Annotated in this window: 13 protein-coding genes; 9 read left to right on the top strand and 4 right to left on the bottom strand. The window is 66.7% G+C overall.

The features are described from left to right. The first annotated feature begins 62 nt into the window (after positions 1-62). Complete coding sequence (locus ACWA14_RS09460; protein WP_463792761.1) at positions 63-782, top strand: hypothetical protein; 720 nt, start codon at positions 63-65, stop codon at positions 780-782. A 55-nt stretch (positions 783-837) separates the two neighbouring features. On the opposite strand, the gene ACWA14_RS09455 is transcribed toward ACWA14_RS09460, so the two are convergent. Together ACWA14_RS09455 and ACWA14_RS09450 are read right to left on the bottom strand one after the other, a co-directional pair. Beyond that, positions 838-1,572: a hypothetical protein gene (locus ACWA14_RS09455; RefSeq protein WP_463792757.1), complete on the bottom strand. Its 735-nt coding sequence runs from the start codon at positions 1,570-1,572 to the stop codon at positions 838-840. A gap of 95 nt (positions 1,573-1,667) precedes the next feature. Next, positions 1,668-2,201 (bottom strand): hypothetical protein, encoded by a 534-nt coding sequence (locus ACWA14_RS09450; protein WP_463792755.1) that lies wholly within the window; start codon positions 2,199-2,201, stop codon positions 1,668-1,670. Between the two features lie 232 nt (positions 2,202-2,433). On the opposite strand from ACWA14_RS09450, the gene rpsA reads away from it, so the two are divergent. From rpsA to ACWA14_RS09435, 3 genes are all read left to right on the top strand, one after another. Beyond that, on the top strand, positions 2,434-3,897 hold the full coding sequence (rpsA, locus tag ACWA14_RS09445) for a 30S ribosomal protein S1 (protein WP_463792753.1): 1,464 nt from the start codon (positions 2,434-2,436) through the stop codon (positions 3,895-3,897). Between the two features lie 69 nt (positions 3,898-3,966). Next, on the top strand, positions 3,967-4,566 hold the full coding sequence (coaE, locus tag ACWA14_RS09440) for a dephospho-CoA kinase (RefSeq protein WP_463792751.1): 600 nt from the start codon (positions 3,967-3,969) through the stop codon (positions 4,564-4,566). Beyond that, positions 4,563-5,783 (top strand): MFS transporter, encoded by a 1,221-nt coding sequence (locus tag ACWA14_RS09435; protein WP_463792750.1) that lies wholly within the window; start codon positions 4,563-4,565, stop codon positions 5,781-5,783. Before coaE ends, ACWA14_RS09435 begins: the two co-directional genes overlap by 4 nt. A gap of 66 nt (positions 5,784-5,849) precedes the next feature. On the opposite strand, the gene ACWA14_RS09430 is transcribed toward ACWA14_RS09435, so the two are convergent. After that, positions 5,850-6,458: a DUF4126 domain-containing protein gene (locus tag ACWA14_RS09430; protein WP_463792748.1), complete on the bottom strand. Its 609-nt coding sequence runs from the start codon at positions 6,456-6,458 to the stop codon at positions 5,850-5,852. A gap of 72 nt (positions 6,459-6,530) precedes the next feature. Between ACWA14_RS09430 and uvrB the strand changes: the two genes are divergently transcribed. Beyond that, positions 6,531-8,603 (top strand): excinuclease ABC subunit UvrB, encoded by a 2,073-nt coding sequence (uvrB, locus tag ACWA14_RS09425; RefSeq protein ID WP_463792745.1) that lies wholly within the window; start codon positions 6,531-6,533, stop codon positions 8,601-8,603. A gap of 19 nt (positions 8,604-8,622) precedes the next feature. Then, on the top strand, positions 8,623-9,000 hold the full coding sequence (locus ACWA14_RS09420; protein WP_463792743.1) for a TfoX/Sxy family protein: 378 nt from the start codon (positions 8,623-8,625) through the stop codon (positions 8,998-9,000). Positions 9,001-9,011: 11 nt separating this feature from the next. Here ACWA14_RS09420 and ACWA14_RS09415 read toward each other — a convergent pair whose 3' ends face one another. Continuing rightward, positions 9,012-9,254, bottom strand: coding sequence for a hypothetical protein (locus ACWA14_RS09415; protein ID WP_463792741.1), 243 nt, complete (start codon positions 9,252-9,254; stop codon positions 9,012-9,014). Between the two features lie 45 nt (positions 9,255-9,299). Between ACWA14_RS09415 and ACWA14_RS09410 the strand changes: the two genes are divergently transcribed. From ACWA14_RS09410 to uvrC, 3 genes are read left to right on the top strand one after another with little or no spacing between them, the layout of a single operon-like run. Beyond that, entirely contained in the window at positions 9,300-9,743 is a 444-nt protein-coding gene (locus ACWA14_RS09410) for a MarR family winged helix-turn-helix transcriptional regulator (RefSeq protein WP_463792738.1), read from the top strand. A 53-nt stretch (positions 9,744-9,796) separates the two neighbouring features. Next, positions 9,797-12,685 carry an excinuclease ABC subunit UvrA gene (uvrA, locus tag ACWA14_RS09405; RefSeq protein ID WP_463792736.1) on the top strand — a complete coding sequence of 963 codons (2,889 nt, stop codon included), beginning with the start codon at positions 9,797-9,799 and terminating at the stop codon, positions 12,683-12,685. Further along, on the top strand, positions 12,685-14,670 hold the full coding sequence (uvrC, locus tag ACWA14_RS09400; protein WP_463792734.1) for an excinuclease ABC subunit UvrC: 1,986 nt from the start codon (positions 12,685-12,687) through the stop codon (positions 14,668-14,670). Before uvrA ends, uvrC begins: the two co-directional genes overlap by 1 nt. The last annotated feature ends 19 nt before the right edge of the window (positions 14,671-14,689 follow it).

Raw genomic sequence — 14,689 nt, 5'->3', positions numbered from 1 at the left:
CGGACAGGGGGCAGTGCTGTCATCGCCGTGAGACGGTCGCGCCGCTCGCGACACTCAGGGGTATGACTCGCTCTCCACGAAGCCTTGCTCCCGCCGCGCTCGGGGCGCTGCTCCTCGTCTCCGCTCTCGCGGGGTGCGCCGCGTCGATCGGTGGATCGCCCGCGCCAGAGTCGACCGCCGATCCCGACGCCTCGGCCGTGGCGCCGCGTGCGGCCTGGCTCGACGCCAGTTCGTTCGTGCTGCAGACCAAGGGCGGTGCCTGCGCTCCGATCATCGAGGAGCTGGTCGCCGGTGATCAGGAACTCGACGTCATGCTGGCGGACCGCGGCACCTCGGATTGTGCGGCGGATGCCGGACCGCACGGCATGTATCTCGGGTTGCCGGCAGGGTTCGATTCGGCACGGCCGGTCACGGTGAACGTCACCGAGCCCCACGGTGCGAGCACGGCGATCACCCTGCCGGGTCTGGCGAGCGGCGCCCTGATCCCCGCGGACATGCCCGCGGATCAGGTGCCCGCGGCCGCATGGATCGATGAGGGAGAGTTGGCGGTGCTGACGTGGGGTTCCTCGACCTGCGTGCCGGGCTCGGGAGACGTCGTGGACGATGGGGACGCGAAAGCGCTGGTCCGCCTGCACGAACCCACGGACACGATCTGCACCATGGACTACGTGCCGCGGATCACCTTCGTGAACGCGCCGGGGATCGAGCCGGACGCCGTGATCATCCTGGAGGGTGCCGTGGACGACGAGGGGAACCCGTTCGTCATCACTCCCGTGCGATGACGGTGCGCTCACCGGATCGACCGCGCGCATCTCACGAGTCGGCCGACGCCGTCTCTCAGCACCCGTTCGCGGACGGCCTCTGCGCGCAGGTGTAGGCGACGAGTGCGGTGTGCGCCTCGAAGATGCGGATGTTGCGCGCGGGTCCGTCGGTCGTGAGCTCGCCCGCGACCGGGAACCAGCCGGCGCCGAGATCGACCTCCGCGGTGTAGCGCACGTCGACATCTGTCGGGTAGGTGCCGCGCTCGCGGTAGACGTGGCTCGTGCGGGTCGGAGTGAACTGTGCCTGTCCCAGCGCCGCCCAGGTCTGGCCTCCGCTGGTCGTGCTCGCGCTCGATCCGTCCCCGTAGTGGAAGTCGTAGCCGGACGGGGTGAAGCGCACCGAGATCGGGACTCCGAAGAGCGTCCCGGCCTGCGTGTGGACGGATGCCGCCGCGATGAAGTTCGTCGGCATACCGGCGATACCGACTCCGCCTGGCTCGCCCACCACGGTCACCGGATCGGGCGCGAACGCGACGAGTTCGTTCATCGTGATGGGTGGCAGTGCCGGCTCTTCCGGGGGAACGCCGTCCGCCGAGCTGCTGGGTGAGGTCGGCTGGAAGCATCGGAGCGAGTTGTCCCAGTTCGACAGGCAGTCGGCGAACCGGGTCTCCTCCGGCGGAGCAGAAGGACCGGAGTTCGAGTCGCTCTGCCGCGTTCCGGGGGTGGTGGGGTCTGTCCCGGGTGTGCTGCGCTCGCCTGTGATGGTGACCTGAGTTCCGATGTTCTGTACGTTGCACAGTCCTGCAGACATCAGTTCTTTGGCGCACGACGCGGATGCGCGCGCAGAACTTGACCCAACGCCGTCGAGTGGAAGCAGTGAAAGCGCGAGCACGAGCGCGATACGGGTCAGCATGATGCGTCTGCGTTGGGCGATTCGTTGGCAATCCTTAGGGAGTCGTCGACTTCCACCAACGTCGCCCGCAGTCCGAATCGGTCCGGGCGTTCACTTGGTGTCACATCAGATCCAGTTGGATCGATCACGGATACTGCCGACACATCAAGGCAAACAGCGATAGTCACTTCCGTACCCAACTTGTCCAGAGATACCCGGTCGAGCGAGATCGAAGTGAGAGCTATTTCGCCCTCAGTTTTCATTCCCTCTGACTCCAAGTACTGAATACCGTCGATGTCGTCCTCAAGTGCCGTCCCTACGAGGAAGTCACGGGGGTCGGGGGAATTCGCGCCAGACCGCCGCGCATTCCCGGCGTCGTTGTAAGCCCGATAAGTGGCCTCGGCGGCGGCGAATGCTTCTTCCTCGGACGCGAACAGCGGAGTCGGGGTGGGTGTCGGCGAGGGAGCAGAGCTGCAACCGACCAGCGCTGCCCCGAGGAGGGCGAGGGTGCACAGAGAGATGAGGGGGAGAGGTCTGCGGGAGGTCATCCGGACACGGTAGACAATTCCGCCCGACGGACGTCCGAGTTATCCACAGGCCCTCGGCGGGATGGATACCCAACGACGTGTGATCTTCTGATATTCTGAACTGTCACTCGTGGCGTGCTCTCGCATGCGCTGGTGACGAGCAATCCAACCCATTTGCTGTGGAGCATGTTGTCGGTCGTGCGCGACCGTTGCTCGCAGCCTGAGATCCCATCCAACAAGGACAACCCACTACATGACTACCGCAACGACCGCCCCGGCCACCAAGCAGGTCGCCATCAACGACATCGGATCTGCTGAGGACTTCCTGGCCGCGGTCGAGAAGACCCTGAAGTTCTTCAACGACGGCGACATCATCGAAGGCACGATCGTCAAGATCGACCGCGATGAGGTCCTCCTCGATGTCGGCTACAAGACCGAGGGTGTCATCCCCTCGCGCGAGCTTTCGATCAAGCACGACGTCGACCCCAACGAGGTCGTCGCCGTCGGTGACCTGGTCGAGGCCCTCGTTCTCCAGAAGGAGGACAAGGAAGGCCGTCTGATCCTCTCCAAGAAGCGTGCTCAGTACGAGCGTGCCTGGGGAGATGTCGAGAAGATCAAGGAGAACGACGGGGTCGTCACCGGCACCGTCATCGAGGTCGTCAAGGGTGGCCTCATCGTCGACATCGGCCTCCGTGGCTTCCTCCCGGCCTCGCTCATCGAGCTGCGCCGTGTTCGCGACCTCACCCCTTACCTGGGTCAGGAGATCGAGGCCAAGATCCTCGAGCTCGACAAGAACCGCAACAACGTCGTCCTGAGCCGCCGTGCGCTGCTCGAGCAGACGCAGTCGGAGTCGCGCACCACGTTCCTGAACAACCTGCACAAGGGTCAGGTCCGCAAGGGTGTCGTGTCCTCGATCGTCAACTTCGGCGCGTTCGTCGACCTGGGTGGCGTGGACGGCCTCGTGCACGTCTCCGAGCTGTCCTGGAAGCACATCGAGCACGCCTCCGAGGTCGTCGAGGTCGGCCAGGAGGTCACCGTCGAGATCCTCGAGGTCGATCTCGACCGCGAGCGCGTCTCCCTGTCGCTGAAGGCGACGCAGGAAGACCCGTGGCAGGTGTTCGCCCGTACCCACGCGATCGGTCAGGTCACGCCGGGTAAGGTCACCAAGCTCGTTCCGTTCGGTGCGTTCGTTCGCGTCGCAGACGGCATCGAGGGCCTCGTCCACATCTCCGAGCTCTCCAGCAAGCACGTCGAGCTGGCCGAGCAGGTCGTCTCCGTCGGCGAAGAGGTCTTCGTCAAGGTCATCGACATCGACCTGGAGCGTCGCCGCATCTCGCTGTCGCTCAAGCAGGCCAACGAGTCGGTCGACCCCAACGGCACCGAGTTCGACCCGGCCCTGTACGGCATGGTCGCGGAGTACGACGAGAACGGCGAGTACAAGTACCCCGAGGGCTTCGACGCCGAGACCGGTGCGTGGAAGGAAGGCTTCGACACGCAGCGCGAGGCATGGGAGCAGGAGTACGCTGCCGCCCAGTCGCGCTGGGAAGCCCACAAGGCTCAGGTCACCAAGGCAGCCGAGGCAGAAGCCGCAGCTGGCGAGGACTTCGGCGGAGCTGTCGGACAGGCGTTCTCCAGCGAGACCGCCGGTGCGGGCACGCTGGCTGACGACGAGGCACTCGCGGCTCTCCGCGAGAAGCTCTCCGGCGGCAACGCGTAAGCATCTCTCTGGAACGGGCCGTCACCTTCGGGTGGCGGCCCGTTTCGCGTTCCCTCCTAGACTGGCGGGATGCCTCTCATCGCACTCACCGGCGGCATCGCCTCGGGGAAGTCGACCATTGCGCGGCGGCTCGCCGAGCACGGCGCCGTCATCGTCGACGCAGATCAGATCGTCCGGGACGTGCAGGCGCCCGGATCGCCCGTGCTCGCCCGCATCGCCGAGGCCTTCGGTGCGGACATGCTCGCTGCGGACGGCTCCCTCGACCGCGCGGCCCTCGGGGCGACGGTGTTCGGCGATCCGGAGCGTCTGGCGCAGCTGAACGCCATCGTGCATCCCGCCGTGCGTGCGGAATCGCAGCGACGCTTCGAAGCCGCACTCGCGGCCGATGAGAACGCCGTCGTGGTCTACGACGTCCCCCTGCTCGTGGAAGCCCGGGTGGACGACCCGTGGGACACGATCGTCGTCGCGCACGCGCCCGAAGCCGAACGTCGTCGTCGCTTGGTGGAGATCCGCGGCATGGATGAGGCGGCGGCTCGTGCACGCATCGCGTCGCAGGTGTCGGACGAGCAGCGACTCGCGATCGCGGACGTGGTCATCGACACCGCCGGGACGATCGCCGACACGCATGCCCAGACCGATGCGTTCTGGGAGCGGATCCGAGGACGGTGAACCAGGGGCCCTTCACCGGACATGCCCCGGGCTCGCGTGACTATCGACGGCTGATCGCCGGGCTGTTCTTCGCGGGCGTCGCGACCTTCGCTCAGCTCTACGCGACGCAGGCCCTGCTTCCGCACATCGCCCAGGACATGTCGGTCTCACCGGCCACGGCGGCCCTCTCCGTCTCAGCGGCGACGCTCGGGCTCGCGGCGGCGGTGATCCCCTGGTCGATCGTGGCCGATCGGATCGGCCGAGTGCCGGCCATGGCGATCGGCGTGATCGCCGCGACCGTGCTCGGGATCTGCGCTTCCTTCAGCTTCGGCATCCCCCTGCTGCTGGTCCTGCGGGCTGCCGAGGGCGTCGCACTCGGTGCCGTTCCGGCGGTCGCCCTGGCGTATCTGAGCGAGGAGGTTCGCGCGCGGCATGCCGCGGCCGCTGCCGGCAGCTACATCGCGGGCACGACCGTGGGAGGGCTCCTCGGACGCATCGTCTCCGGTGTCGTCGGCGAGATCGCAGGGTGGCGGGTCGGCGTTCTGACGGTCGCGATCGTGTGTGCCGCTGCCGCCGCGGTGTTCCTGTGTCTGGCTCCGAAGGCGCGGGGCTTCGTGCCGCGACGTCACGGCGAGCCGGGAACCCCGGGGATTCTGACGCGACTGCTGATCCCGCTGCGTTCCCCACAGCTGATCGCCCTCTATCTGCAGGGCTTCCTGCTGATGGGGGCGTTCGTCGCTGTCTACAACTACCTCGGGTTCCATCTGACCGAGAAACCGTTCCTGTTGCCGGCATGGCTCGTGACACTGCTGTTCCTCGCGTACCTCGCGGGCACCGTCTCCTCGCCCGTGGCGGGTGCCGCGGCCTCGCGTCATGGACGGTACCCGGTGCTGCTCGTGTCCACCGCGGTGATGGCGTCCGGAGCGCTGTTGCTCCTGACACCGATCACCGCCCTCGTCCTGCTCGGCCTCGTGGTCTTCACCGCCGGGTTCTTCGCCGCGCACGCCACCGCTTCCGGATGGACCCCCGCGGCATCGGGCGCGGACACTCGGGCGCAGGCGTCGTCGCTCTACTACTTCGGGTACTACGCGGGTTCCAGCCTGTTCGGGTGGGCGCTCGGGCTCGTGTTCGGCGGAGCGACATGGTCGTGGTTCGTCGTCCTGATCGTGGCGATGTGCGCGGTGGCCGCCGCGATCGCCGCCGCGGCGCTGCGCGGGGAGCCGTCCGGTCGCGCGTGAGCCCTCTCGGCCGATGGCCGTGGAAGCGGGCGAGGTCGCGATGGCGCGACCTCGCGACCTGCGGGCTCAGGCCAGCGCGTCGTCCGTCCGCTGGTCCGTCCGACGCCGCGCCCGTCGGCGGAGCAGGACGACGGCGGCGACCACGAGAGCGATCAGCAGGAGTGCCGCGACCGCGGGAACGATGATCGCCGCCGCGGCCAGGAGGAACGAGAAGCCGTCCTCGGCGGTGCTCAGAACGGGAGCAGCGAGACCGCCGGTCGCGGTGTTGGCCGCGAGACGGGCGGTGGCCTTGACCACATGCACCACGAGAGCGATCACGACGCCGGCGACGACCGGACCCCACGCGCCGTCGGCGAAGAGCGAGGCCGGGTCCTCGACGGCGATGGTCTGCGCGCCGGCGCCGGCTCCGAACGCGATGCCGCCGGCCGCCGGGCGGACGATGCTCTGCAGGACGTCGTTGACGGAGTCGAGGGCGGGAACCTTGTCGGCGACGATCTCGAACACGAGGAGAACACCGACGACCCAGAGGGCGAGATCGCTGGAGAGCCAGGACCAGCCTCCGGGCAGTGCGACGGCCGGAAGGAGCCGATCGGCGAGCCCCAGCAGGAACAGCGGCATCCACGCGTTGAGACCGGCCGCGGCGGCGAGGCTGGAACCGACGATGAACTCGATCACGCCCTCACTCTAGGCCGTCACGCTGCAGGCGTACTCGACCTCGATGTCGGAGGCTCCGCCTACGCTGGAGGTATGCAACCCACGCGCAGCGTCCGTCCTTTCGAGGTCATCAGCGAGTTCGTCCCGGCCGGCGACCAGCCGACGGCCATCGCCGACCTCGCGTCGCGTATCAATGCCGGCGAGACAGACGTGGTCCTGCTCGGCGCGACCGGTACCGGAAAGTCGGCGACCACCGCCTGGCTGATCGAGCAGGTGCAGCGGCCGACCCTGGTCCTGGCGCACAACAAGACCCTCGCGGCGCAGCTGGCGAACGAGTTCCGCGAACTCATGCCGAACAACGCGGTCGAGTACTTCGTGTCGTACTACGACTACTACCAGCCCGAGGCCTACGTGCCGCAGACGGACACCTTCATCGAGAAGGACTCGTCGATCAACGCGGAGGTCGAGCGGCTCCGGCACTCCACGACGAACTCCCTGCTCAGCCGTCGCGACGTGATCGTCGTGTCGACCGTGTCGTGCATCTACGGCCTCGGCGCCCCGGAGGAGTACCTGCGCGCGATGGTGGCACTGCAGGTGGGGGAGCGGTACGACCGCGACGCGTTGATCCGGCAGTTCATCGCGATGCAGTACAACCGCAACGACGTCGATTTCTCCCGCGGCAACTTCCGTGTGCGCGGTGACACCATCGAGATCATCCCGGTCTACGAGGAGAACGCGATCCGCATCGAGCTGTTCGGAGACGAGATCGAGGGGCTGTACTACCTGCACCCTCTCACCGGCGAGATCATCGAGAAGCTCGACTCCGTCCCCATCTTCCCGGCGTCGCACTATGTCGCGGGTACCGACGTCATCCAGCGTTCGATCGGCACGATCGAGCACGAGCTGGAAGAGCGGCTGGCCGAGTTCGAACGCCAGGGCAAGCTGCTCGAAGCGCAGCGACTGCGCATGCGTACGACCTTCGATCTCGAGATGATGCAGCAGCTCGGCTTCTGCTCCGGCATCGAGAACTACTCGCGCCACATGGACGGGCGCATGCCCGGTGAGCCGCCCCACACGCTGCTCGACTTCTTCCCCGACGATTTCCTCCTGGTCATCGATGAGTCGCACGTGGCCGTCCCCCAGATCGGCGCGATGTACGAGGGCGATGCCTCACGTAAGCGCACGCTCGTCGACCATGGATTCCGGCTGCCCAGCGCCATGGACAACCGACCGCTGCGGTGGGACGAGTTCAAGAACCGGGTGGGTCAGACGGTCTATCTCTCCGCGACACCGGGCAAGTACGAGATGGGGATCGCCGACGGTGTCGTCGAGCAGATCATCCGCCCGACCGGCCTCGTCGACCCGCAGATCATCGTGAAGCCCTCCAAGGGGCAGATCGACGACCTTCTCGAGGAGATCCGTCTGCGCGTCGCTCGCGAGGAGCGCGTGCTCGTGACGACGCTCACGAAGAAGATGTCGGAGGAGCTCACCGACTTCCTCGGCGAGCACGGTGTGCGCGTGCGCTACCTGCACTCCGACGTCGACACGCTCCGACGCGTCGAACTGCTGAGCGAACTGCGTTCCGGCGTCTACGACGTGCTCGTGGGCATCAACCTGCTGCGCGAGGGACTCGATCTTCCGGAGGTCTCGCTGGTCGCGATCCTGGATGCCGACAAGGAGGGCTTCCTGCGGTCGGGGACGTCGCTGATCCAGACGATCGGTCGAGCGGCTCGAAACGTGTCCGGTGAGGTGCACATGTACGCGGACAAGATGACCGATTCGATGGCGAAGGCGATCGACGAGACCGATCGCCGTCGCGAGAAGCAGATCGCCTACAACACCGAGCACGGTATCGATCCGCAACCGTTGCGCAAGCGCATCGCCGACATCACGGAGGTGCTGGCCCGCGAAGGCGCAGACACCGCCGAGATGATGTCCGGTCGGGGAAGACAGACCGGGAAGGGCAAGTCTCCGACGCCGAACCTCCGCCGCACGGGTATCGCAGCCGAGGGCGCCCAGCAGCTGGAAGCGACGATCCAGGATCTCTCCGACCAGATGCTCGCTGCCGCCGCGGAGCTCAAGTTCGAGTTGGCAGGCCGTCTCCGTGACGAGGTGCAGGACATGAAGAAGGAACTGCGCGCCATGGAGCGCGCGGGACACGCCTGAGGCAGCGGAGACACCGATCATGGACGCGTCAGGGGAAGAACTCGCCGATCGCGTGCGAGCGCTGCTGACCGTGCGCGGCAGTGGAGGCGCCCGCGATGTCGATCAGGGCGGGAACGATGGTCGGATCGAAGAGAAGCGCATGTTCGGAACCCGAGCGTTCCTTCTCAGCGGTCACATCCTGGTCGGCGCGCGGAAAGGCGGTGTTCTGCTGGTCCGTGTCCGCGAGGAGACCGGCGCGGCTCTCGTCACCCGACCGGGCGTCGCTATCGCCGTGATGGGACCGCGGACGATGGGCGCCGGGTGGCTCGATGTCTCGCCCGACGTGCTCGGCGACGATGACGCGTTGATGTTCTGGCTGGATGTCGCGCGAGAAGAGGCTGCCGGCCGCGCGGATTGACGAGGCGCGCCTCAGGGGCAGTGCATCAGAGGCTTCGGCCCGGAACGGTCGATCTCGTGCGCGGTCATCGGGGCGCCGCACAGAGGGCATGCACGCTCGGCGCGTTCCGCCGCGCTCGGGGGCGGGGTCTTCTCGTACGGTCCGACGGATGCCGGGCCGGCGACGCGGATCAGATTCGTGTTCACCCAGGCATACAGACCACCGGCTTCGCGGATTCGAGCGCGAAGAGGAGGACGGGAGGGATCTTTCGCCATGTTGCTTAGTGTACTAATGATTAGGGTCAATGTATAGTTGCCGCTGTGTCCGCATCCGATGACCTGCTCCGGCTGGAGAATCAGCTCTGTTTCGCGCTCGTCACGGCCGCACGCAACGTCGTCGCGATCTACCGCCCGATACTCGAACCGCTGGGGCTCACGCATCCGCAGTACCTCGTGATGCTGGCGCTCTGGGAGCGGGGTCCGCGGACCTTGAACGATCTCGCCGCCGAGCTCGCGCTCGAGCCCGCCACCGCCTCACCGCTGGTCAAGCGACTCGAGGCGGAGGGTCTCATCGTGCGTCAGCGCAGCTCCGAGGACGAGCGGCGACTCGACATCTCACTCACGGCCGCCGGACGCGCACTCCGCGAGCGTGCCGTCGATGTGCCGCGACAGGTCATGGCCGCGGTCGGGATGGACGTCGGCCAGATCGCCAAGCTCCGCGACGGATTGGGCCCCTTCGTGGGGCGTCGGGCCGCTGTCGACTGAGTGAGCCGACCGCGCGCGGCCCCAATGTCGGTGGCCCCTCGTAGACTTGTCCGGTGCCTATCGTCCCTGTCGTGACCCCCGGAAAACTCAGTGTTCGCGGTGCCCGCGTGCACAACCTCAAGAACGTCGACATCGACATCCCCCGCGACTCGCTCGTCGTGTTCACCGGTCTGTCCGGTTCGGGTAAGTCCAGCCTCGCGTTCGACACGATCTTCGCGGAGGGTCAGCGTCGCTACGTCGAGTCTCTGAGCGCGTACGCGCGTCAGTTCCTCGGCCAGGTCGATCGGCCTGACGTCGATTTCATCGAGGGCCTCAGCCCGGCCGTCTCGATCGACCAGAAGTCGACGAACCGCAATCCGCGGTCGACCGTCGGCACGATCACCGAGATCTACGACTACATGCGACTCCTCTGGGCGCGCATCGGCATTCCCCACTGCCCCGAATGCGGCGAGAAGATCCAGCGTCAGACCGTGCAGCAGATCGCCGACCAGCTCATGGAGCTTCCCGAGCGCACGCGCTACCAGGTCGTCGCGCCGATCGTCTCGCAGAAGAAGGGCGAATTCGTCGATCTGTTCCGCGAGCTCGGCGCCAAGGGCTACTCGCGCGCCATCGTCGACGGAGATCTCATCCAGCTGGCCGAGCCGCCCACGCTGAAGAAGAGCTACAAGCACGACATCGCCGTCGTGGTCGACCGTCTCGTGGCATCCGACGACATCCTCGGTCGCGTCACCGACTCGGTCGAGACAGCGCTCGGGCTCGCCGGCGGCGTCGTCCAGGTGAACTTCGTCGACGGCGAGGGCGACGACGCCTGGCAGACGTTCTCCGAGAAGCTGGCGTGCCCCAACGGCCACGAGCTGACGCTCACCGAGATCGAGCCGCGCACGTTCTCGTTCAATGCGCCGTTCGGTGCATGCCCGGCCTGCTCGGGCCTCGGCACGCGCATGTCCGTCGATGTCGACCTGATGCTCGGCGATGAGGACCTCTCGATCCGCGAGGGCGTCATCCTTCCGTGGACCACCCAGGGCAAGGGTCTCTTCCAGTATTACGAGCGCTTGCTCGAGGGCCTGTCCCGCGACCTCGACTTCTCTCTCGACACCCCGTGGCGCGAACTCCACTCCGACGTGCAGGACGCCGTGCTGCGCGGCGAGAACTATAAGGTCACGGTCAAGTGGAAGAACCGCTACGGGCGCGAGATGCGATACGCGTCCGGTTTCGAGGGCGTGGTGCCGTACATCGAGCGCCAGTACCTGCAGGCGGAATCCGACACGCAGCGCAGCCGGTGGGGCGAGTACCTCCGCGAGGTCCCGTGCCCGGTGTGCAACGGCGACCGTCTCAAGCCGGAGGTCCTGTCGGTCCACGTGCACGGGCATTCGATCGCGGAGGTCTCGCACCTCAGCCTGTCCGACGCCCGCGAATTCATGGAGAAGCTCCGTCTCACCGATCGCGAAGCGCAGATCGCCGCTCAGGTGCTCCGAGAGATCCGACTGCGCCTCGACTTCCTCCTGCAGGTGGGACTCTCATACCTGAACCTCAGCCGCTCGGCAGGTTCGCTCTCGGGTGGCGAGGCTCAGCGCATCCGACTCGCCACGCAGATCGGATCCGGTCTGACCGGAGTGCTCTACGTTCTCGACGAGCCGTCGATCGGTCTGCACCAGCGCGACAATCGCCGCCTGATCGACACCCTCATCAAGCTCCGCGACCTCGGGAACACCCTGATCGTCGTGGAGCATGACGAAGAGACGATCGAGGCCGCCGACTGGGTCGTCGACATCGGCCCCGGTGCCGGCGTCAACGGCGGCGAGGTCGTGCACTCGGGCCCGTACTCGGCGCTCCTCGACGACCCCGCGTCGATGACAGGGGAGTACCTGTCCGGTCGACGCGAGATCCCGATGCCGAAGAAGCGGCGCAAGATCGACAAGAAGCGTCTGCTCAGTGTCGTCGGCGCCCGCGCGAACAACCTGCGCAACGTCACCGCCGACTTCCCGCTCGGCGTTCTCACGGCGGTCACCGGCGTCAGCGGGTCGGGCAAGTCCTCGCTCGTGAACGACATCCTGTATCAGGTGCTCGCCTCGCGCCTCAACGGGGCGCGGACGGTCCCCGGCAAGCACACCCGCGTGACCGGGCTCGACAACCTCGACAAGGTCGTGCACGTCGACCAGGCCCCGATCGGGCGGACCCCCCGATCGAACCCGGCGACCTACACCGGTGTGTTCGACCGGATCCGATCCCTCTTCAGCGAGACCCCGGAGGCGAAGGTCCGCGGCTACCAGCCCGGTCGTTTCAGCTTCAACGTCAAGGGCGGTCGGTGCGAGGCGTGTTCCGGCGACGGCACGATCAAGATCGAGATGAACTTCCTGCCCGACGTCTACGTCGACTGCGAGGTCTGCCACGGAAAGCGGTACAACCGAGACACGCTCGCCGTGCACTACAAGGGCAAGAACATCGCCGAGGTGCTCGAGATGCCGATCGAAGAGGCCGCGGAGTTCTTCGAACCGATCCAGGCGATCCACCGTTACATGAAGACCCTGGTCGATGTCGGGCTCGGCTACGTCCGCCTCGGGCAGTCGGCGACGACGCTCTCCGGTGGCGAGGCGCAGCGCGTCAAGCTGGCCACGGAGCTTCAGCGCCGCAGCAACGGTCGCAGCATCTACGTGCTGGACGAGCCGACCACCGGTCTGCACTTCGAAGACGTTCGCAAGCTCCTCGAGGTGCTGAACGGGCTCGTCGACAAGGGCAACACGGTGATCGTGATCGAGCACAACCTCGACGTGATCAAGTCGGCAGACTGGGTGATCGACCTCGGTCCGGAAGGCGGATCAGGCGGCGGGCAGATCCTCGCGACCGGAACCCCGGAGCAGATCGCTCGTGTCGAGGAGAGCCACACCGGCCAGTTCCTCGCGGAGATCCTCGGTGAGGGGCGCTCCGCGCGGAAGGCCAGCTGATGGCTGACGCTCTGGCGTACAAGCCGCGGGCGGGGGAGATCCCGACCAACCCGGGCGTGTATCGGTTCCGCGACGCCTCGGGGCGAGTCCTGTACGTCGGCAAGGCGAAGAACCTCCGTCAACGCCTGTCGAACTACTTCGCGCCGCTGCGTACGCTCCATGAGCGCACCCGTCGCATGGTCACGACGGCGGCGTCCGTGGAGTGGACCGTCGTGCCCACGGATGTCGACTCCCTGCAGCTGGAGTACATGTGGATCAAGGAGTTCGATCCTCCTTTCAACGTGCGCTACCGCGACGACAAGTCGTATCCGTTCATGGCGGTGACTCTCGGCGACGAGGCCCCACGCGTGATCGTCACGCGCAACCACAAGATCCCTGGTGCGCGGTACTTCGGGCCCTACCCGAAGGTGTGGGCCGTCCACGAGACCATCGACCTGATGGTCAAGGCGTTCCCGATCCGCACGTGCAGCGACTCCAGCTACAAGCGGGCCATGCAGACCGGACGACCGTGTTTCCCCGGTCAGATCGGCAAGTGCGGCGGTCCCTGTTCGATGACCGTGACGATCGACGAGCACCGTGCGATGGTGAACGACTTCGTCGCCTTCATGGCGGGCGGAGACGAGAGATTCACCCGCGAGCTCACCAAGAAGATGCTCTCCGCGTCTGCAGCGATGGACTACGAGGCGGCAGCGAAGTATCGGGACAAGCTGTCGGCGATCGAGGCCGTGCTCGGCAAGAGTGCCCTCGTGCTCGATCCGCAGGAGGATGCCGACCTGTTCGGCATCGCCGAGGATGAGCTCGCCGCCGCGGTTCAGCACTTCGTCATCCGCGGTGGTCGCATCCGCGGCGTGCGGGCCATGACGATCGAGAAGGAACTCGACATCAGCGCGGGTGAACTCGTCGATCAGGTGCTGCAGCGCGCCTACGGCGAAGCGCAGGACGTTCCGCGTCGCGTCCTCGTTCCGACGTTGCCGGACGACGCGGCGGAACTCGAGCAGTGGCTGCGCGAACGTCGTGGCAAGAAGGTCGAGATCGCTGTGGCACAGCGTGGACAGCGCGCCGACCTGATGCGCACGGCTACCCTCAACGCCCAGCAGGCGCTGATCCGCTACAAGACCCGGCGCACGAGCGACTACGTCGCCCGCACTCAGGCGCTCACGGACCTTCAGGAAGCGCTCGGCATGGACGAAGCTCCGCTCCGCATCGAGTGCTTCGACATCTCCCACCTGGGGGGTACCAACGTCGTCGCGTCGATGGTGGTGTTCGAGGACGGGCTGCCGCGCAAGGATCAGTATCGGTCGTTCAACATCCCCGAGACCACGGATGACACCGACTCGATGTACCAGGTGCTGCGTCGACGTCTCGCGTATCTCGACCGTCCGGACCCGGCGGTGCTCAGCGCGACGCTGGTCGCGGAGTCCGCCACGGCAGCCGGTCCGGTCGATCCGGCTCGTCCGCTCGATCTGGCTGATCAGACGACGATGCCCGACTCGGCGGTCGTCGCTCTGGAGGACGCCGGAGAGGCGACGGGCAAGCGCAAGCCGCGCTTCGCCTACCCGCCGCAGCTGCTGCTCGTCGATGGTGGCAAGCCGCAGGTGGAAGCCGCGGCACGTGCGTTGAAGGACGCCGGACATCCGGAGATCGCGATCTGCGGCATCGCCAAGCGGCTGGAAGAGGTGTGGTTGCCGGGAGACGACTTCCCCGTCATCCTTCCGCGCACGAGCGAATCGCTCTACCTTCTGCAGCGCCTGCGCGATGAGGCGCATCGCTTCGCGATCACGCACCAGCGCAAGAAGCGTCGCAACGACATCAGCACTGTGCTGGAGGAGATCCCGGGTCTCGGAGCGGCACGCATCAAAGTGCTCTTGAAGCACTTCGGCTCGGTCTCCCGGCTCCGCTCGGCGCAGCCGGGAGAGATCGAGGAAGTGCAGGGCATCGGCCCCGTCCTCGCGCAGAACATCCACGCGCATCTCTCCACTCGATAGGCTGGGGTCCGCGGGGGAG

The sequence above is a fragment of the Microbacterium sp. TW_SC_2 genome, from assembly GCF_055361165.1.
The sequence above is the reverse complement of the archived record's forward strand: the minus strand, read 5'-3'. Positions and strand labels throughout refer to the sequence as shown.